Source organism: Neisseria sp. P0020.S005 (genome assembly GCF_051957055.1).
GTDB classification, from domain to species: Bacteria; Pseudomonadota; Gammaproteobacteria; order Burkholderiales; family Neisseriaceae; genus Neisseria; species Neisseria subflava_A.
In genome coordinates, this window is the sequence record NZ_JBQCWV010000001.1 from 228,227 (window position 1) to 249,133 (window position 20,907).

Annotated in this window: 18 protein-coding genes; 13 read left to right on the forward strand and 5 right to left on the reverse strand. The window is 50.7% G+C overall.

Annotation, left to right across the window (positions count from 1 at the left end):
• From ACTHTU_RS01130 to ACTHTU_RS01185, 12 genes are all read left to right on the forward strand, one after another.
• On the forward strand, positions 1 to 1,205 hold a 1,205-nt coding region (locus tag ACTHTU_RS01130; RefSeq protein ID WP_440361493.1), incomplete at its 5' end, for an AcaB family transcriptional regulator.
• 204 nt (positions 1,206 to 1,409) lie between these two features.
• On the forward strand, positions 1,410 to 1,961 hold the full coding sequence (locus ACTHTU_RS01135) for a hypothetical protein (RefSeq protein WP_440361494.1): 552 nt from the start codon (positions 1,410 to 1,412) through the stop codon (positions 1,959 to 1,961).
• Positions 1,962 to 2,278: 317 nt separating this feature from the next.
• A complete protein-coding gene (locus ACTHTU_RS01140) occupies positions 2,279 to 2,689 on the forward strand; it encodes a single-stranded DNA-binding protein (protein ID WP_440361495.1) in 411 nt (136 codons plus the stop codon).
• Between the two features lie 65 nt (positions 2,690 to 2,754).
• Complete coding sequence (locus ACTHTU_RS01145) at positions 2,755 to 5,262, forward strand: TraC family protein (protein WP_440361496.1); 2,508 nt, start codon at positions 2,755 to 2,757, stop codon at positions 5,260 to 5,262.
• A 110-nt stretch (positions 5,263 to 5,372) separates the two neighbouring features.
• Entirely contained in the window at positions 5,373 to 5,903 is a 531-nt protein-coding gene (locus tag ACTHTU_RS01150; protein WP_440361497.1) for a hypothetical protein, read from the forward strand.
• Positions 5,903 to 6,424, forward strand: a complete 522-nt coding sequence (gene lepB / locus ACTHTU_RS01155) for a signal peptidase I (RefSeq protein ID WP_440361498.1) — start codon at positions 5,903 to 5,905, stop codon at positions 6,422 to 6,424. The genes ACTHTU_RS01150 and lepB overlap by 1 nt, the downstream gene beginning before the upstream one ends.
• Positions 6,357 to 7,445: a TrbC family F-type conjugative pilus assembly protein gene (locus ACTHTU_RS01160; RefSeq protein WP_440361499.1), complete on the forward strand. Its 1,089-nt coding sequence runs from the start codon at positions 6,357 to 6,359 to the stop codon at positions 7,443 to 7,445. Before lepB ends, ACTHTU_RS01160 begins: the two co-directional genes overlap by 68 nt.
• 9 nt (positions 7,446 to 7,454) lie before the next feature.
• Positions 7,455 to 8,603 (forward strand): TraU family protein, encoded by a 1,149-nt coding sequence (locus ACTHTU_RS01165; protein WP_440361500.1) that lies wholly within the window; start codon positions 7,455 to 7,457, stop codon positions 8,601 to 8,603.
• Positions 8,604 to 8,613: 10 nt separating this feature from the next.
• Positions 8,614 to 9,648, forward strand: a complete 1,035-nt coding sequence (locus ACTHTU_RS01170; protein WP_440361501.1) for a tetratricopeptide repeat protein — start codon at positions 8,614 to 8,616, stop codon at positions 9,646 to 9,648.
• Between the two features lie 12 nt (positions 9,649 to 9,660).
• A complete protein-coding gene (gene traF, locus ACTHTU_RS01175) occupies positions 9,661 to 10,656 on the forward strand; it encodes a conjugal transfer protein TraF (protein ID WP_440361502.1) in 996 nt (331 codons plus the stop codon).
• 12 nt (positions 10,657 to 10,668) lie between these two features.
• A complete protein-coding gene (locus ACTHTU_RS01180) occupies positions 10,669 to 12,225 on the forward strand; it encodes a conjugal transfer protein TraH (protein ID WP_440361503.1) in 1,557 nt (518 codons plus the stop codon).
• Between the two features lie 12 nt (positions 12,226 to 12,237).
• Complete coding sequence (locus tag ACTHTU_RS01185) at positions 12,238 to 16,680, forward strand: conjugal transfer protein TraG N-terminal domain-containing protein (protein WP_440361504.1); 4,443 nt, start codon at positions 12,238 to 12,240, stop codon at positions 16,678 to 16,680.
• A gap of 48 nt (positions 16,681 to 16,728) precedes the next feature.
• Here the strand turns inward: ACTHTU_RS01185 and ACTHTU_RS01190 are convergent, their stop codons facing one another.
• A complete protein-coding gene (locus ACTHTU_RS01190) occupies positions 16,729 to 16,947 on the reverse strand; it encodes a hypothetical protein (protein WP_440361505.1) in 219 nt (72 codons plus the stop codon).
• Positions 16,948 to 17,008: 61 nt separating this feature from the next.
• On the opposite strand from ACTHTU_RS01190, the gene ACTHTU_RS01195 reads away from it, so the two are divergent.
• Positions 17,009 to 17,836, forward strand: coding sequence for a lytic transglycosylase domain-containing protein (locus ACTHTU_RS01195; protein ID WP_440361506.1), 828 nt, complete (start codon positions 17,009 to 17,011; stop codon positions 17,834 to 17,836).
• A gap of 16 nt (positions 17,837 to 17,852) precedes the next feature.
• Here ACTHTU_RS01195 and ACTHTU_RS01200 read toward each other — a convergent pair whose 3' ends face one another.
• From ACTHTU_RS01200 to ACTHTU_RS01215, 4 genes are all read right to left on the reverse strand, one after another.
• Positions 17,853 to 18,485, reverse strand: a complete 633-nt coding sequence (locus ACTHTU_RS01200) for a recombinase family protein (RefSeq protein ID WP_440361507.1) — start codon at positions 18,483 to 18,485, stop codon at positions 17,853 to 17,855.
• Positions 18,485 to 19,192, reverse strand: a complete 708-nt coding sequence (locus ACTHTU_RS01205) for a hypothetical protein (RefSeq protein ID WP_440361508.1) — start codon at positions 19,190 to 19,192, stop codon at positions 18,485 to 18,487. Before ACTHTU_RS01205 ends, ACTHTU_RS01200 begins: the two co-directional genes overlap by 1 nt.
• Before the next feature lie 660 nt (positions 19,193 to 19,852).
• Complete coding sequence (locus ACTHTU_RS01210) at positions 19,853 to 20,302, reverse strand: type II toxin-antitoxin system YhaV family toxin (protein WP_107697268.1); 450 nt, start codon at positions 20,300 to 20,302, stop codon at positions 19,853 to 19,855.
• Between the two features lies 1 nt (position 20,303).
• A complete protein-coding gene (locus tag ACTHTU_RS01215) occupies positions 20,304 to 20,615 on the reverse strand; it encodes a type II toxin-antitoxin system PrlF family antitoxin (protein WP_440361509.1) in 312 nt (103 codons plus the stop codon).
• Positions 20,616 to 20,907 lie beyond the last annotated feature (292 nt).

The window sequence follows — 20,907 nt, forward strand, 5'->3', positions numbered from 1 at the left end:
CGAATTTAATTTCCGCAACTGGCTCAAAAATCCGACCAGTTTATCAACTTAACCCGAGGAGCTTTTTCATGAGTGCAAAACACCGTATCGTTATTCCGCCTTACGCTATTCAAACACCGCCCGAATGGTCTCAGAAAATACCGACGGTCAAACAGTCGTTCTTCTCCAACGGGTATGACTATAACGGCGAAGAAAAGCGGTTAGGCAATTTGTTTGGCGGTGTCCACCAAATCAATATTTTTAGCGTTATGAAGGATAATCCCGAATATGAGGCGGTGCGCCAATTCTCCAGTCACAGACAGTTGCTTCAAAAATATATCCGAGATAAACGGCTAGCCCCTCTTATGGGTGCTGATAGCATCAATCCATTTTTTAAAAATGCCGGGGCTACTTTGGAAGACATAGAAATTTTTATGAGTGCTGATTCCAAGTTTGACAGTATCGGCAAACTGCGTGATCTCCAACAGGACTATATGTTGCTGCATACCAAACAGGCTGTACGTGCATGGGAGGGGATGAATGATAAGAACCGTATCCGTGAACGTTGGCCGGGAATCCGTTATGTAATGGCATTGACGGCTGAACTGATTAAAATGACCCAAGACGGTAATCCGTTTGCCCATGCCGCACTAATCAAGTTCGAACACGAGTTGTCTCAGACTGCGGCTTTTTTGAAGGACGAAACCGATAAAATGCGTTTGTTGGTGGAACGGGTTAACACTTCCGGAATCCATATCGGTGTGGTTGAAAACGAGAAGCCGGTAAGCATTCCTGTCGGCCATATCCGTGGTTACGGTTTTAGCCTAATCCAACTGTTGACGGCATACGACATGTATATCCGTCTGGCCAAAACACTGATGCTGAAAGGTCTGTTGGAAAACTCGGTATGTAACAAAATCATCCGAGAGGGCGGTTCGCATATCAGAAGACTGAACCAAAATCTGTACTTGGTTACGATGAAAATGCGCAAGATTAAAAACCTTTCACGTCACGACTTCCTGAATGATGAAGACGGTTCGCTGGGCAAACGTCTGAAAACAGCAATTGATGAAAAGGCGGTTGATCCTATTCCACATAATGTGTTGATCTATGAAACCGTACCTCAATACATTTTCCTGCGCTCTCCGTTCTCGGCTGCCGAGTTGGAAAAAATGACGGCTTATGCGGCGCAATACGGGCTTTTGGCTATCGGGGAAGAAGCATAAGAGTAAATTTTCTTCGGTGGAAAATTCGTGTAATTAAAGTCAATACGCTAAAAGACTTTTAAGGGTAAGGGCGAAGCTGAAGCAAGATAGGTGTATACTCCCTATACATTCTAGCGTCTGTGGATAAAGCATATGGATTGTGGACATTTCCGTCATGGCAATACCGTGGGTTGATTGGAAATTATTAACTGGCAAGTGGATAGCATGGAAAGACAAGATATAACTGCGGATACGCTATACGGGCGTTTCGGCAGTTTGAAACGTATTAAGGGCATTGATGCCGTAAATGGGCAAATCCGCCGTTTTGAAACAGAATGGCGCGAGCTGACCATGGATGCGAAGGTGTTTGTTGCAGAAGTCAAGGAAATGCGAGAACAGGGCATTTTGTTTCTTGGGGTTCGTTCCCGTAGGAACTACGGTATGGGTAAAAACCTACCGCATTATCCTCGGGACGAGTACCACATTCCCTATGTGTGCTTTTTGTATCGAGGGCAGAACCTCAACGAATGGGAACAGGTTTTTGAATTGCTGCAAAAAAAGAACTCATCGTTCGATGAAATCATGATTCACTTCCAAGTGTATTTTGCCATGAAGGACTATTTCCACCGTGCGGGGTTGTTGGTATTCAGGCTGAGGCAGCTGTACGACATGAAAGTGGAAATTGAGGCAGCGCTGGCTGTGAGCGGTTTTGAAAAAAATATGCTGCCCGACAGGGTGCGTTACAATCCGTTTGAAGAAGATTTGCCTGGATACTGAAGCAGAGGCTGGAGGTGTTTAGAGGAGGCCGCCTGATGTTGTTCCTATCCTAGTAGTAAAATCTAGAGAAAAGAGTTTTGTACCCTCAGGAACGAATATGAGCCGGAGGCTTGTGGGTGTCGACGCTTTCTGAGGTAGGATTATGCTTATCACATTTATTTTCAACCACTTAGTATTGAAAAACATCTGCAAAATTTTCACAAAACCTATTGACAAATAAAAAATTCAGGGGTAAATTGCATTTTACCCCCATCTTTATTGGTAGAGTTTATATTTACCATATTCAAAACACAGGCAATCCGAAAGGAATGCCTGGCATGTCTATTGATCTGAAAATCCGAGGTAATCTCGGTCAAAACATTACCCTCAAAAAAATCCAACGTTCTGGTGGCGAAGAAGTCACTGTATTAAATTTTTCCATCGCCTCTACCGAATACCGTCCCGATAATTCGTCGGGCGAGCGTCGTTATGTCGCAGGTCATACCGAATGGGTCGAATGCGAATACTGGGAGCGCCGTGCCGAGCATTTGGCCAGTATTCTAGTCAAGGGGCTGCCTGTAACAATTACTGGCCGAGAAAGCATCGGTTCTTATGAGAAAGATGGTGTGGTTCACCGTACCCGTAAAATCCGCGTAGAAGACATCTACCTCAATCTGGATTCGACCCGCATTGAATCCGTCACCTTACGTCCGCCACGTCCGAACGAAGCGGATGACGCGCCGTTCTGATTCCATGTTATACGGAATAAGGGCGGCTTTCTGCCGCCCCTGGCTACTCTCACTTTGGGGCAAACATGTCTAAACCCGATATTTTTGAAATCAACCGTAACCGCGACGGCGGACGTCAATTTGTCAGTCTGATTGCCGGCGATGATGCTGATGGAATTTTCTATTACGAAAACGAAAATGCGATTGCGACCATGGGCCTGTTCGATCCGCTTCCGGGCTGGAATGCTGAAATGGGCAATTCCTTTGACGAATTGCTGGAAATCCAATATCCAGCAGGCACGCTGATGTCTTTTCACAATTTTGGCATCCCCGACATTGACGAAGTAACTGGCCGTTACGAGGCGGAACGTCTGGGTGCTTACGGTGACGAGTCGGTCGCATTGGCTAAAGAAGCGGTAGTCGGACGTGCTGAATACCTTCGGAAGGGAACGAAACGCAAATTGCTACATGCCAGCGATGCCAAAATCCTGCAGCCGGTGTGTACTTGGACGCTCAAGATTCCGCTAAAAACCAAACACCCTTTGGACGGCTCGGAAGAGGACTACCGCAAGTTTATGAAGGAATGTGAGGAGTTCAAACGGCTGTACAGCCAGTGTCTGAGCCAGTTGCGCTCGGCCGGTCTCAATATCCGGTTGGCGGATCGTTCCGAGGCGATGGCGATTCTACGGCGTCCCTTTGATATGGACGGCAAATGGGACGGCGGAATTGATGAGGAAATGCCGTTGAATGTGCAGCTGTTCCCACCGGGGACATCGGTGGACTGGGGAGTATTCCGACAGGGAATTCTGCTGTGTAAAGGCTTTTCGCATGACGGTAAAAATCAAAACGTCGGCATTCTGACGATCGACCGTTATCCGACCCAAGAGAAGCCCTGGCATATGTCGCGCATGATCGATTTGATCGGTCATCCGAGTGGCAGCGGTCCGCAGCCGGGTATGCCGTATATGTTCCAGACCACGATTCATTTTCCGAATCAGGATAAAAAGCGCACCAAGGTCAGCTCCAACCACCTGATGACGGAACGAGCAGCCAAAGTACCGGGAGCGTTGAAGATTTCCCCTCGGCTGCGCCGCCGTCTCGCAGGTTTCAAAATGATACAGGAAGAAATCACTAAAGGCGGACAGATGGTCGAGGTCTGCACGACGTATTCGCTGTTTCATCATTCCCGCCGGCAGATCCGTGAAAGTTTGGCACGCATGGCAGCATATTTTCGCAGTAACGGCTTTCTTATGCGTCAAGAACGGCTGTTACCGGCAGTCAGCTTCTTCAATACTTTGCCGATGAACGCATCGCCAGAGAGCATCAAACGGACTTTCCGTTTTAAAACCATGCCGACCGCTATGGCGGCACACCTTCTGCCAGTGATGGACGAATGGCGGGGTTTCGGCAATCGCAGCATGTTTACCACTCGTCGCGGCAAACCTTTCCGATTCGGTATTTTCGACTCGCAGAACTCAAATTACAACGGTCTGATCTTGGGCCAGTCCGGCCAGGGTAAATCGGTACTATCTCAGCGCATGATTCAGGACGAACTGTCGCTGGGAACCAAGGTTTGGACCATCGACCGGGGTATGAGTTATGTGGCGGCGGCGCAAATCGCGGGCGCACAGGTTATCGACTTCCATCCGAACTCCAACATCTGCCTGAATCCGTTTACCCGTATCAGCGACATCGAGCGTGAGATGGAAATCTTGATTCCGATTTTCGGGAAGATGGCCAAACCGACCGAAGGTTTGGACGATTTGGAAAGCGCTTTGTTGATGGAAGCGATCCAGTCTGTATTTACGGCCAAAGCCAATGATGCCGAAGTAACTGACGTGATTCAGTATTTGCAGGCGCAAAGCGGCCATATGAGCGGAAAACAACATGAGTTGGCCATGCTGCTGATGCCTTTCGGCTCGACCGGCAGCATGGGGCGTTGGTTCCGGGGTAAAAACAACCTGCGGACCGAGGCGGACTGGACGGTGCTGGAAATGTCGGGACTGGCGACCAACCGCCATCTGCACGATGTGGTGCTGATGATGACTGCAACTGGCATCAGTCAGGAAATGTTTATTAAACATGACGGTCGCAAACGGCTGTTGTGGCTGGAAGAGTGCGGTGACTTGCTGAAGGATGCGCCGTTCGCGCAATGGACAGGGCAGTTGTGTTCCAAAGTCCGTAAAGAAGATGGCGGAGTATGGGTAGTCGGCCAAACCTTCAACCAGGTGTTCGCCACCAAATTTGGTTACGACATCATGGGTTCAACCTACACCAAATTCATGTTCCGTCAGACCGGCGATTCGTTGGAACAGGCGACGCGGGAAGGCTGGTTCAAGCCCTCTCCCTATATTTCGAGCCTGTTGCAGAAAATTCATACAGTCAAAGGCGAGTACGGCGAGTTCGTCTTGATTTCCGGCGAAGAGACGGCTGGCATTGTGCGGCTGATCGAAACCCCGTTCAACCGCGTACTGTTCAGTACTGAAGGGGTATTTTTTACCGATTTGAAAAACCGCATCCGTGCCGGTGAGAAAGTGGCGGACCTTATCCGCCGCGAAGCCTGGAACCGTTACGGCGACGGTACGTTTGACTAAGAAAAGGATTATGCAATGAGTGCGACGTTCATATTCGGCGAACACCGAAAATAACAGGCATCGATAACAATGGTTGGATTGATGAAAACGGAATCTGAAAAGGAGTATGCATGAGCAGTAAAGCCAAAACAGACAATCAGCAGGAAACAGGTGGTCGTACCGATACGGCCGACAACGGCTCTGGCAGCCTGCTGGCCTTGGGGTTGGCGGCGGTGGCACTAATGCTGGCCGGCTACAACTTTTACCAATCGTCGTTCAGCCTTATGGCCAAACCTGCCGCAGGATTTTATGTAGTCGACAGCGACCGCTTGGCGGCGTCTTACCTGACACAGGCAATGAGCAGGTCGCAAAACCAAGACCCTGACGAGGTACGCCGGATGCTGACGCAGAATCTCGAGCAGGTACAGGCGAAACTCAGTCAGATGTCCGATGACGGCATGATTATCGTCCAACGCTCGGCCGTCGTAACCTACCCTAAAGGGGCGGACATTACCGAGCGGGTGGCGCAGGAACTCGGCATTACGCTGATTGCACCGCAAACAGGTTTTTCTCCCAATGCCGTGCAGCCGCCGGCTTCCCTGCCTCAAGACGGCGGCTTGCCGGCAACCGGTACGGCAGGTGGCGGAGCGGAGTTGGACTGATGAAGGTGTTGGGGAAAGAGCTGACCCGGAACGACTGGCTGCGCGGCCTGTGGGCGGTGCCGTTGGTTTTGGCGGTCAAGCTCGCCTCGGTCGGCATTACCGAGCGTTACGGCATCATGCTGGAGCGCACGATTTCCGGCTGCTTGCCGTGGTCGGTCTATCTTTGGGATAAAACAGAAGCCGTCGGACAGTTGGAGCGTTACGATTTGGTGCTGTTTCCGGCTAAAAACATGCAGCCGGTGCTGGCAGACGGCGAGATGGTCGGCAAGTTGGTTGCAGGACTGCCGGGAGACAGAGTGACCGTCAAAAACGGCAATCTGTACATCAACGGCAGATTTTTGGGCGATGTGCGCTACGTCGCCGGCAAGTGGAACAAACCTCTGACGGCATGGGATACCGAATACCGTCTGGGAAAGGATGAAGTTTTCGTATATGGAACGGAAAAACACTCGTATGACTCCCGCTACTGGGGGCCGTATCCTGTCAGCGCTTTGGTTGGCCGCCTGCGCGTTCTGTTTTGAGGCAAAAGCCGATGACGCGGCGTTTTTAAGCGACCTGATCCGGCAGCAGAAAGCACGCAGCGTGCAGTTTACCAAAGAGGCCGAGCAACTGACGGCGGGGAGCCGCCGTCTGCCGGCCGGACAGAATCCGACCATGGAGGAATTACAGCACACGCGCACAGTGGTCTTTTTAAGCCGTTCCATGCCGGAACAGATTGTATTGGGCCTGTTGGAACAGGGAGCCGGACGTAAAGACGTGGTGTTTGCCTATCGCGGCTGGGGGAACGGCAGTGTGGAGGAAATGTTCGATTACACCGACACCCTCTATAAAAAGCTGTCGCAGCGTGCCAAGAAAAACCCGCCGAACATCATTGTGCAGCCGGCTGCATTTGCCGAATACCAGATAACCTACGTTCCAGCACTGCTGCATCAAGACAGCAACAACAAATGGTATCTGGTGCAGGGTGTACAAAACATCAACGCTTCGGTCAATGCGGTCAAAGAGCGCCGTTTCAACCAACGCCTGAGCCAGCAGTGGCGCGTAAGCGAACCCGATCAGGCAGACGTTATGCGCCGACAGGCACAAAAGCGCGACTGGAACAAGGAAGCGGCACAAGCTCGTCAGGATGCACAGGCAGCCTTGGCAGGCCGTCTGAATCTCCCGGCAGCAGCAGAGCGCAAAATTACCCACGTGATACCTTATCAGATGGCCGCTTTCGACATTACCGATCCGAAAACCGGCAAGGTTCTGTATCCGCGCGGAACACGCTTCAATGTTTTGGCCTTGGATCCAGCCGGCGTGCGCGGTTTGGTGGTCATCGACGGCCGCAATGCCTGGCAGGTACGTTTCGCCCAAGCCATGAAGAAATACCATCCCGATCTGGTGGTGCTGTACACACGCTTAGGCCGTTTGGACGATGCGGGACTGAATGCCGCGCCGTTGGACGACAGAACCCGCAAGCTGTTGCAGGTCAAAGCCGTACCGACCTATTACCGTCAGAACGGCAAGCATTTCGATGTCGTCGAAGTAAAGAATCCGTAGGAGTCCGTCATGTTGAAAAAAATCCTTGCCACCCTGCTCTTTGGTGCAGCAGCCGGTTTTGCTTCGGCCAACAGTTGTTCCAATGCCGGTATGGGCGCAATCACCGACTTCTGCTTTGATTCGGCCTTCCCTTTACGCATCATGGGCAACACCGTTATTTCCGGTAACGACGTACCCAATCCACCGCACGCGACCAATAAGAGTATCTGCAAATGCGGCAAAGAACCGTATGTCCGCTATGGCTATACGCGCGGTATGTGGCTGCCTACCCGCTTGGTCGAAGTCGTGCGCAATCCTTCCTGCTCGCCTGTTTACGGCGACAAAGTCGGACAGGTTCTGAAACAGATGTCTCGTGTCGGCGGACTGACCGGCGAGGTTTCCGCCAACGGCGGTAGTGTCGGCCAAGGTAAATATGATACTGGTTTCTATCACTACCACAGCTGGGAATTCCCGATGTACAACATTTACGGCTGGACACCACGCTGTTTCTATCGCGGCTCTTTCGAGAGTTCGGTATTGCAGCCTACCTGGTCGAAAAGCGACGTGGTATGGAGCAACCTGCTCTATCCGGAGTGGATGGCCATCGGCAATGTAGTCAACAATCCCCTGTTCGATATGGCGGCGCATACTGCCTCCTGTGTGGCCAATACCACCGGAGCCGGTTGGGGTTATGCCGACGATACCGCTTTTTGGTTAGGCGGCTGCATGGGGAACAACCTTCCGGCCGTCGGTTCGCTGTCAGCCGAGCGCGACAGCACCGTCGCCACCTCGACGATTCTAAACCGGTCCATCATGGTATCCAACCGCACTGGCGGTTTTGCCAGCATGAGTACCGTCGGCGACGACGCATTGTGTTCTCCGATACCCGCTCCTTATCCGCGCAAATCCGAATTTAAGTCCACCATGCTGTATCCGTACAGCGAATCTTCTTCTGGTTCGGCTTCCGGCAGTGCCGCGGGTTTGGATTTGGGGGCAGCCGTCAAGCAAAGCGCGGGAGAGGTGGCGAGCTTTTTGAACATTACCAGCCGCTGCGCCCATCGTCTCGGAACCAGCAGCTTGCGGTGGGGTTTGGGCCGCAGCGAGAAAGGTACGAAAACCGGTGACGAAGATGCGGTTTACCTGTTGTGGCGTTGGGTGGACTGCTGTGAATTTGATTGAGGAGTGAGAGATGAATACCGTTAAAACCGCTGCTGTCTGTCTGACTCTGTTGACCGCTCTGAATGCGGCGGCACAGGATGGCAAACAGGAAATGGACAGAAAAGTTTTCGGTGGAGAGCGCCGAAGTATCGGTACGCCGGCTGCCAAAGCACCGTTAGAGAAAAAAGCGGATAACCCCGCCCCGAAAACTGGCTACAAGCGCAAACCAAGCGAACAGGAGGCGGCACGACAACTGTACGAACGTTTTACCCACGGCGACAACCTATATGCAGCCAAGCTGAGGGATGCGGCCAACGGAGGCAACCGTTGGGCTTCGCTTTATTACGGCTACCTGGCCGAAACCGGCAAACTGTCCGGCCGTCAGGATATGCAACTGGCGCTGCGTTCCTATCAAAAAGCAGTTAAAAATCCCGACGGAAGCCTGACCGGCAACCATTTGGCTGCTTACAACCTCGGTCTGGCCTACTACTACGGTAAGGGTGTGGCTCCAGACAGCCGTAGTGCATTGAAATGGCTTCTGACCGCGATACAGGCATATCGCGAAAGCAAAGGTCGAAACGCCGTGTTTTGGCCGGCCGAATACCATGCCGGCCTGATTAAGGAGGCGGCAGCCAAATCAGCACCGACGCAGTTGGTTGAGGCTCGCAGCCATTATGCCAATGCCGCTCGGATGCGCGACCCGAATGCGCTTTACCGTTATGGACTGCTGATTGCCGCTGAAAACCAGCCTGCAGCTCTTCCCTATTACAACCGTGCTGCCGACCGTTGGCACAGTGGCGCAATGGTGGCTTTGGCACGCTATTACAGCAAAGTCGACAGCATGCACAAAGCAAACCGTCTCGAAGCTGTACGCTGGTTGCAAATCGCGGCGGCAACCGACAAACAGTACGCATCTTATGCTAAGCGCGCCATGAACAGTCTGAAGCCGGACGAGCAGAAGCGGGTCGGCAGTTCCGTCACTATGTGGCTGCAACGTCGAGGCATCCGCCCTGCTCCGTTCGACTACGCCGCCCCGCTGTTTGAAGACCCTGCCACCATCCGTTAGAGGCTGAATACGATGAAAAACTGGAAAACAAAAACCGCCGCCGGTCTGATGCTGGCCGCTTTGGTTGGTGCGGGTTGGAGCATGCAGGCACTGGCAGAGGGTTCCGCCTTCGGGAAGGCTATCGACGACGGCTACTTCTGGTACAAGGACAGGCCTGCCGCTAAACCCAAACCTAAGTCCAAAGAAGAACCCAAACCGGAAGCTGTGCCGGCTCCGAAGCCGTATGAAAAACAAGAAGCACCCAAGACCGAAAAAAAGGCCGAGTTCGGCTCCGCCACCTGGATACGCGACAAACAGAAAGAGTTGCTCGAGCTGGCAATTTCCAATCCGACCGAAGAGAACGTCCGCGCCTATCTATACGTCAACCGGCTGATGCTCGATAAGGCCGACGAATTTGCCCGTATGAGCAAAAAAGTGACCGATGCCGACCCGATGTTGTCAGAATCGGTGCGCGTACCGATTTCCGCCTTGGCACGCCAACAGGTACTGTGGCAGATCGACCAGGCCAAAGAAGGCATCATCAAGGATTTGAGCCGCAAAGCCGGTATTTGGATGTTTTTCGACAGCAGTTGCGCCTTTTGCCAAAGCCAGTACCAAGTCACCAAGATGCTGGAAAAGAAATACAACATGCAGGTGCGCTATATCAGTACCGACGGCGGTGTCATCAACGGCATGAAACCCGCGCAAATCCGTTATGACCGTGGTGGACAACGCGCACGCAGCATGGGCATCCAACTGACACCTGCAACCATTTTGGTTGCCCCGCCCGACCGCGTGGCCGTCGTCGCCCACGGTGCAATGAGTATGAGTGAATTGGAGCAAAAAATCGTCACGGCGGCCATCGACATGAATCTGGCTGATCCGAACCTGACCAACATCGCCAAACTGAACGAGCGCGGAATGATCAGCAGCAAGGATCTGAATGCCGCTAAAACCAAGTTGGAAGACCCAGACAATATGGACGAAGTGGTCAAAATGCTGAACGGCATCATCAAAAACAAAATGTAGGAGACCCAAGTTATGTCGATTCTGAAAAACAAAGCCAAAACCACTTACGCGACCATCAAAATCGGCGTAGTGGCCGCCTCACTGCTGTTTGCCGCCCTGCCTTCGACCGTTCAGGCCGACATCGCTTCCGGCATGGATGCGATGTGGACGACGACCTCTCCCGAATTGGGAGCTGTCAACGGTAACTACGGCGGTTCGCTTGGTGGTCTGAGTATGCGTTCGCCAGTGCGTTCGTTCAATATTCTGGCCTACGACCCGCCGCGCTTTTCGGCCGGATGCGGCGGCATTGATGCCTACTTTGGTTCGTTTTCCATGATCTCCGTGGACAATATGCGCAACATCATCCGCGCAATCATGGCCAACGGTACCGGCTATGCCCTCAAAATCGCCTTGAACAATATGTGTCCGTCCTGCGAAAACATCATGAGCGGTCTGCACGACATGACTAGCAAGATTAACGGAGCAGCCAAAAACACCTGCCAAATCAGCAGTGCGATGGTTGAAGCGGCACGCGGCGACACTTCACAGATAAGTAGCATGCTCGGCGAAACCAAAGGCAGCTTCGAGGCGGCATGGGGCGCGGCCAAAGGTGCGGTTTCCGATTTTTCGGAAGCCCTGCAAAAGCGCAGCTATTCCGGTAAAAATGCCAATCGTCCTGATGATGCGGCTGAACAGTCTACCATTTACGGCAACAACATGATGAATACCCTAGCATCCGCAGGCGTATTCGGCAAAAACGGTCAGAGCGGAGGCGGTATCAATACCGAGCCTTACGGTGGCGACCAGAGCTACCTGCAACTGGCGATGAACCTGTACGGCACCACCATTGCGCTGACCGGAAGCAATGCCGCTTCCAGCACTTCCGGCGGCATGTTTGCTAAGGAATCCAAAGAAAAAGGCGATAAGGTGTACGAACCGATTTGGTCGTTCCGTGATTTGGTGTATGGCAGAGAGACCGGTGCGGCATTGGACGGCTACAAATGTTCCGATTTCAACATCAATAAGGCCGACAGCTGCCAAACTGTGACCATGGCTGAAACCGAGTTTCCCGGCGTGAAACGCTACATCATCAATATGATGGCCGGCAAACAGACCGCTTACGGCGACCGCAGCAGTATGGGTGACTCCGTCGTAACCGCTATCGCTTCCGATTCGATTATGGCGCACTTGGCTGACAATACCATCCCTCAAAGTACCAAGCAGATTGCCTTCGTCAATTCGATTCCGGAAGAAATCCGCAGCAAGCTGGCTGCGGCAGCCAAATCCGGTACGCGTCTGCAAACCCAAGCCGTCTCAGCCTTTGCCGATGCATGGGCGGAGCAGATGGGCGCAGAGCTGGTGATGGCCATGAACAAAAACATCGCCTCGGCCTACTCTGCCAACGTGACCCAAAACGGCAAGCACATCGTGCCGCTGAGTGACAGCCAAAAAACACAAATGGCAAAACTGGAGCAGGAAGCCAACAACCGCCTGGCCTTCAATGCGCGTTCCCAAACCATGCAGAACCTGTCGCAGATGCTGGATACTGCATTGGCGATTAAAAACGGATTGACCACTGCAGCAAAATAAGGAAACCGTATCATGCCTTCCCTGAAACGCCACCTAGCCCGCATCAGTGCTGTCTTGGCTTTATTGGCGGCTTTCGTACCAGCCGCCTATGCCGCAATTCCCGACAGCGAAATTCCCGGAAATGCCGATATCTCGACCATTTGGGTGGTCGGCGACATCGACATGGTTGCCCGTACCTTCAGTATGATAGCCATGCTGTTCAACAGCGATTCCGGCTCTATGGTCATCTCCGCCATTCAGCTGGCCATCCTGATAGCTATCACGCTAATGTGCCTGAGCGCGGCAACCTCGATGAAATTAGAGCCGTTCAAAACCATCCTTATGATCATCTTTTTGGCGTTCGCGATTATTCCGACTACGCCGGTATATGTTGCCTCCTATTACGACCAAGCATTGAACAGCAATGCCGGTGCGGTGCGTTTCCGTAAGGTGGACAACATCCCGGTTGGTGTGGCATGGACGTTGGGCTTGTTCAGTAAGTTGGGTAAGAGTTTTACCGAAGGCATCGACACGGCCAGTAGCGTAGTGCCCGATGTCAACTGGACGGGTACGGCAGCCGTCGAAGGGCCGGTAGCCGGTAATCTGTCGGTACACGGAACGCAGGGCTTTTTTAGTCCGCTGCGTACACTGATGCAGTTGCGCCGTCAGTTCAACACCCCTGAAAACGCCCTAATCATGACCAATATGGCCATTGCTACCCGCTCCTGCGGCTGGAATGTGCGTTGGAGCGACGTGAGTAAAGAAGGCTTCCTGCGCGTGCTGACCAGCGGCCATCAAAGCGGTATGACACAGATTATGGTTCCCGATCCGGCTAGCGGCGGCAAGGCTATCCAAACTTCGATGAACTGTGCCGATGCTGGCAAAATCATCGCTGCCCAAGTATTGAGCCACACTACTCCGGCAACCGCGCAAAGCGCTTCGGCAGCCGCCAATCAGATTGTGGCTACCCGCAACATGAGTGGCAGCTCCGGTGTAACGTTAGACTCGTCTGCGCGTGCAGTCAAAATTCAGACCGAGTTGGATGAATTACCCGGTGCATTGGCGACCCAGGTCAGAGGCTCTTCTGGCAGCAATCCGCGACCGGCGGACGTATTGACGACGGCCTACGCTATGGCAAAGCAGAGCGGTACCCTGACACCAAATGCCCTGGCACAGTATTACAGTGCCGGCGTGCAGATTGATGCGGCTTCGATTCAGGCTTCGATGATTTTTAATCAAATCGCAAATCAGTGTATCGGTGCACAAGATGCCTCCTGTACCCAGGCCGCCGCCATGATGACGGATGCCATCGGTACTTCCGCCGTGGATGCCGCCGGTGAAGCGTCGATTTTTCAGACGCTGGCCGAAGGCTTCTTGAACCTGATGCTGTGCCTGTATATTGGGGTGACCCCGCTGATGGTATTCATGATAGTGATTCGTGGCTGGGCGGGTTTCAAACTGTTGGGCATGTACATCATGTTGGCGGCGTGGATTAACGCCTGGCTGCCGATTGACACCCTGATTGCCCATTTCATGCAGCAAAACCTGATGGACAACCTATACAAAGCTACCTTGGCCATTATGTACAGTGGTACGCCGAACGTGGTGCTGTCTCCGGGATTTACCGCCGGACTGTTCGACAGCATCCAAAAATCCATTCTAACCGGTTCATCGCTGATGGCCTATATACCGACCATTCTGTTCTTTATTTTGAGCGGTTCAGCCTATGGATTTGCGGCGATTGCCAACCGTGCCAACTTGGTCGGCCAAAATGCCATCAAGGAAGAACTGGAAGCGCCAGATCTCCATAAAACCAGCGTCATCGGTGCAGAGAGGATGATTCAGAATGCGACTCAATACGGCCCTGTGGAAAGCATGGAGGATTTGCAGTCTAACGCCTATGCAAACAGCCCAACTACTTTCAACCTCGCCATGACCGACAGTCAGACCGAAACGGCTAAGCGCGTACTGTCCGCACAGGCCAGCGCGTTGGGTACGACGGCGGAGCAGATGACGTTTGCCCATGTCGATTCAGACGGCGTGGCCACCTCTTCCGGCTGGGTTATCGACCAGGCGACCGGCCAGCAAGCTTCGGCGCGTTATGTGGAAGCGGGTACGCATGTGATGGCGGATTCAACTACGAAGGGAATAGGAGGAAAGGTATATGCGGGAGCTGATGCTTCATTAAAACTATCTACTCCGGGAGCAGAATTGCTAGGCTTTGGTGCATCTGCAAGTGCCAAAGCAGGAGGTATGGTTGAGCTTTCTGCAAATGGCCAAACTTCTGACACCAACAGCACCAGTACCGGTAGTGAGAAATCGGAGGGTACGACTACCAGCAGCAGTGTAACCAACCGCAACGGTCTGACCATGACGGCGGCAAGCCTGGACTCGCAGACACTGCAACAGGTTCACAGCCAGACCCTTTCCGATTTGCGCTCCGATATGAGTAGTTTGGAAAACGCTGCTTCCCTGCAACAATCCGGCAGCAGCGCCACCAGTATCGACCAAAAAATGTTCAATGAAGTCATGATCAATGTCGACCGAGACAGTCAGGCCGCCGACATCCAGCGTAATGCAGCCATTACCGCTGCCGAGCAGTACAGCGACAAAGTGGCGCAGACCATTATGGATGCGGGTCGTTTCGGCGGCAATGCCAATGGTGCACTGTTCGACAAATTGATGGCATTCAATGCCGGTGGCAGCGATGAGGAACGGTTAGCGGCCAATGCCGCCATGCGAGAAATCTTCAACCACAGTGATATGCAGGGCATCGAAACCCACAAAGCAATGCTGGAAGGTCGTATGGATATGCTTGAGCATCAGAAGATGATGCAGGGACAGGCAGCAGCGCGTATCAACCAAGACATCGACCCTCAGAACGCGGCTTCCCTTGGCAGTTTCCGTCAGGATTTGAATGTTGGTGAACGGTTAGGCGGTACCCGCAACCTCGGTCCGCAGGTCGGCGAAAAGGTCAACAGCATGGGCATGACCATCGCCGAGCAGCGTAAGGTTATTGAGGCCAACAATGCCATGAAAGTGGCTGCGATTGAGGAAAAGCAGGCGATTGAGAAGGAACTGCGCCAACGTAGTAGTCTAGAAAAAATTGCTGATGGTGCGGCATCTATTACTCATCTAACAGAAGAAAGTGGGGGCGGCTTACTGGGTAAAACAGCCGTATTTGGCGATACTGATGCTCTCAATAAACGCTATGCCGAACTGAATAAGATGTTGGACAACTACAATCCTAACGATTCCAGCAAAACGTTTGACGGCTCGTCGCTAGAAAGCATTATTGGTCGCAAGTTAACTGCACCGACAGCAGATCAAATGCTGGATTACAGCGACCAAAATCATGCACCCTCTTCCAGTGGCCTGCACAAAACCTCGCTGAATGCACAGGACGGTGGCAGTTACCTGCCCACTGACCGTGAAGGACTGACTACATTGGCACACAACAAAGCCTTTGGTGGCGAAGCCAAAAACGGGGTGAAAACCCAGGAAGGTGTATTAGCGATGGCGCACGCAATGGAAAAACTGTTCGATACCGACAAACAGGATGTCCGTTTCAGTGCCTTCAACGACTCCTATCATGTCGATCACCGTCCAAACAGTACACATGTACGCGGTTTGGCACTTGATATGGTTTTAGATCAAGAAGGCAAAAGCACGCAGGCTTTGGGTACCGGCCATACCAGTTGGATGGAGGCAGAACATAAAATCCGTGACTTTATGCAGCAAAACGGGTTCAGTGACAAAGACTATTATGTGGATTATGAGAAGAAAGGCGAAGGCGGTGCCACCGGCAACCACATCCACTTCAACTTTAAGAATCAGGCGGCTGCGGAGCGCTTCGAAAGGCTGGCCGAATCTGGTCAAGTACGCGGTCTGGGCGAAGTTACTTCAAGCAGTCCAACTACCGCATCCGCAGCACCGGACAATGCCGCGCCGATGTCAGCATTGCGCTCCCTCATCAGTAAAGGAGAAGGCGGTTACAATTCGGTCAATTTAGGAGAACGCTACGGACAGAGAGCCGCTACACGCAATTTGACCAGTATGACGATAAACGAAATCATGGCCGCCCAACGAAAAAAGGAGTTTAATACCGTCGGCCGCTATCAGATGACTCCGCCCACCTTCGCCTCCGGTGTTAAAGCATTGGGGCTGTCCGGTAACGAAAAATTTACGCCGGAATTGCAGGAGCGTTTCTTCAGCGAATACCTGATTGGCAAAGCAGGCGGCGGTGCGGCTTTGGACTTTATCAAAGGCAAGCACAACGACCTTAATAAGGCGATGATAGCCATGGCTCAGGAATGGGCCTCCTTCCCTGTGCCGCACGCCATGAAAGGCCATGTGCAGCAGGTGGCTGCCGGCCAAAGCTATTATCACGGAGTGGGCAAAAACAAGGCCCATTTGAGCCTGAGTGATGTTCGGGCTGCGCTGCTACATGCCAAGAGTACGTTTGGTGGAGCATAAAAAAGAGCTGGCTAACCAGTCAGCTCTTTTTTAAAAAGTCATTTTAAATTAACCAAATATAAGTGCATAAACAGTAAAGAGAACGGGTACCATGAATATGCTTCCTACTATTAAAAATATAATTGCAGCAAAGTTTTTTGCAATTTTATTTTGGTGTTTATAGTATTGTGTTCCTTTAAAGGCATCAATCAACCGATCCATAGACTCACTATCCAACTGGGTCAAATCCACTTTGGTCAGGTCGATGTTCTGATTATTCTGTTTCATAGCCTTACTCCTGTCGAAGATTTCCAAAAATATCCCGTTTGTTTGTCCGAGGTATTGCAAAATGAAAAAAAACGTCGTTATCGTTTTGGCGGCCGTGCTTTTGGCCGCACAACCCGCTTTCGCTAAAAGTGCCAAAGAGCAGGTAGAGGGGTGTCTGCAAGGCAAAATTGCTAACAAATCCTGTCTGACGATGATTGCAAACTACTGGAAATACAGTCCCGCCATTGAAAAAATCGCACGCGAGGAAGGTGTTGATCCAGATTTGTTCAAGGCACTGGTGGCTTACGAAAGCCGTTACAACCGCAAGGCGGTTTCACAGGTCAAAGCGACAGGTCTGACCCAAGTCATGCCAGGTACCGCTGCCGATTTGGGTGTGCACCATTTGCAGTTATTCGATGCCGAAGTTTCCATCCGTACCGGTAGCCGCTATTTGCGTAAGATGCTAGACGAATTTAATTCCGTCGATCTGGCATTGGCTGCCTATAATGCGGGACCGGGAAAAGTCCGCAAATACGGTCACAGTATTCCCCCATTTAAGGAAACCCGTGCCTATGTCCGCAATATTACTTCCCTATACCGTCTGTTTCAAGAAAAATCATCCAAAACAGAGAATTATAGACAGAAAAATCTGCAAAAAATTTCCGTTTCCGCAATGGCTGAAACACCCCGTGTCAGCCTGCCTTCCAAGCCAACGCCGATGCGCGGGTCTGGCCGTCTTAACACAGCCCAAGCCACTAAAAAATCCGTTAAGAAACAGGAAGGCTATTTCCATACAACTGAACGCACTGCCGTGCGCCCAAGTAGTAGCGGAAACTTCCAGTCCACCGGCAAGGCCATATCCCATGCTGCGACCGATACCGGCGGCTATTTCCAATCTACTGGCAGTTGATGCGGGTTATGCTTAATCAAAGCGGAATATCATCAATACTGCTGTACATCTTCATAATTTTCTTAACCGTAGTCGGGCTGCATTCTGCCAATTTTGCTGTTTCGTTGATGCTTGTACCCGCATTGCGCAACCGGAATACGTTGCGGTGTAGGTTGACATCAGGGCGGCGGCCACGGTATTTACCCTGTTGCCGCGCTTGCCAGATACCTTGATGTTGTCGTTCCTTACGGGTCTCGTAATCCTGACGCGCAATCAGCAAAGCGACTTTCAACAACATATCTGACAGGCCGTTCAGGTAAATCTTGGCAATTTCCGGCTGACCATCCATGTTCAGTTGCGACAAATCCAACAACCCGGGAATCGACAATACCGCTCCCTTGTCTTTAATCCGATTGACCAACCGTTCGGCATCCGGCAGCCGCAGACGGCTGATCCGGTCGATGTGCTCGGCAATAACGACATCTCCGAGTTGCAAATCGTCGATCAGTTCGTTCAGTTTAGGCCGGTCGGCCGTTGTTCCCGAAGCCTTTTCCATATAGGTCTTGGCAACATAATAACCTTGTTTCCTGGCCTCTTCTTCCAAACGGTACTGTCGTTTGAAATCTTGGTCATCCGTACTGACACGGCCGTAAATACGAGCTATTTTCATCACAATCCTGCCTTGGCGGAACATTTTTGCACAGTCATGTCAATTCTGTCGCCGTGATGTTCGCCAGTTACTTTCAGCTTACTCCCTTCCGATCTAAGCATTAAAAACGAACGACTGCTGGCACCTTCACTGATTTCAACTGCGGCGGCAACAAGCATACCGTCCGTTTTGTTGGTGCTGATAACGGTTGCCGGTGTGAAATCCGTAAATTGGGTAAATGAGTTTTTGCCGATACGCAACCATTCAGCCGGATCGTTGTTCCGGCAGTTAGCTGCCCAAGCGCCACGGTATTTTTCAGGGAATACAATTTTGTCTGTAAAAGTGTAACGACCGGTATAAACGGTTTTTTCTGTTTTACTGCAACTGTTATCTGCCGAAAGTTTTAAAACGCCGCCCTGCTCCCATTTTGCCGAAATCAGACATCCGCTTTTGGCATCATCATCATAATACGGGCTGGTTTGGCCGAATGTATAGTCATTTCTGGCTACTGGTTTTTTGGTATTACGGGATTGGTAAAGAATACCGTTTTTCGTCATCGGCCGGCCTGTACTGTCGGAAATATTCAGGCTGTACACAACCATGCCGTCATCAGGATGATGTGAAAATACAATCCTCCGCCCTTCACTGCCGGTATATAAACCTTGATAGACCGCAAAGGTCGTTTCGCTAAAACCAAAAGCCACCACTGCTAAAATCAATTTCTTCATTTCAAATCTCTTCGATTTTGTCTTGCATCTTGCTTAACAGGTAAATCCGCGACTTGTTACTGCCTTATGTGGTTTTCACTGACCATGTTTCGGCACTTTGTCAATGAAGAGAAAAAACGACGCGGTTTGAAAAATAACTTTCACTCTTAACCCTGTCGGTTGCACGGGTGACTAATATCCGAATCGGATATTGAGTGCTCTACCCTGCTTCTAAACGGTTGGGTGATTTTTTTGTTTTATGCTAGGTAACTTAAGGTATACCCTAAGTGACTAGGATATTTTAGTATAATTTTTAATAAGTGCCTAATTTAAAGTGTCTATTAAAAAGTGGCCCACTTAAAGTTTCTATAAATTAATAAATTAAATTAAAAAAAATTTTTGATTGTATTTGTAAATCTAATTTATATCGTACGTTATAAATTAAAACTGATATGAAAAAAGAAAGAGTATTGAAATTATTTTCCTATAATTAAGTAATTTGACGGGCATCAGAGCCCCATATCATAAGACCAATTCACAACCGATTGCTCTTCCGGTTTGGTATTCGATGGGCGCGCCGCAGTGCCTATGAAACGAAAGCTGATTTGCAGCCTGAACACCAACTAGGCAAGGGATAGTATAAAAAGAGAAACAGCCCATAAGGGCTGTTTCTCTTTTGTTCTATTCCTTTGATACTGCGTCAAGCAGTGTAGTCCAATCTGAAGGAGGATTTCCGTTCCCCAGCATTTTTTTGAACACGGTATATGCATCATTTTTGCCGCCATAAGTTCTTTTCGTACCCGAGTCGTTTACCCATGCGAGAATGATGATTTTACTGTTTGAGTCGTAACGGAAAAACAATCGATATCTACCCATAAACTTGGCACGTCGCCAAAATTTGTATTCCGAGCCGAGTGTCTTGCCAAGCCGATATTCCGGGCTATCCGGATTAAGAGCAATATTTTCTATTTCGTCTAAGATCCGTTTCAGCAGTTTGGTCTCTTCGGATCTACTGGATTTTTCGGATCGTTTCTGGCTTTCTATCGTAGTGGCCAGTCTGTCTAATTGCTGCGTAAAGCATTCGTGTTCGTAAACGGTATATCCGTTTATCTGCATGGGGGAGTCAGGCATATTAGTCTTTCATATCTGTCTCCCAAGTCAGTTGGCGAAGGCGGTTAAAGCGTGATTGAGATGTGGGTTTGATGGAATTCGGATTTTTTGTCATAGAATTTTCCAAAAAATGCAGGAATTTTCCAACAACTGGATCATGCTCAAATTCTTCTTCCTCAGTATTGTTTTTTTCTAGCAATACCTGTCCGCCGTCTAAGACGGAAAAACGGATTTTGTCCTGTTTTTCCAGCCCCAATGCCTTGCGTACTGACTCGGGAATGGTTGTTTGGTTTTTGCTGGTCATGGTTGACACTGCATCAAAAATAATCTTCATGGTCTCTTTGCCCTGCCTTCATTCAAATTTACTGTTGCTACTTGCGACTTCAATGTCCTAGTTACACACATCTACTTAACGGCTTGGGAACTTATTGATATTGTTAAAAACTGCTTAGATTAAAGCATTCTGTTTATTGTAAGGAAATTTCCTTACGAAGTCAATACCCAATCCCTTCGACCTTTAAATGAGCAAGGCAATCGCATTGCTGCACTCCTCATCATCCTGTTTGCTTTGAGAGGGTAAGATTTCCCCAAGACATCCACAAAATCTGTGGATAACATTAACCGAA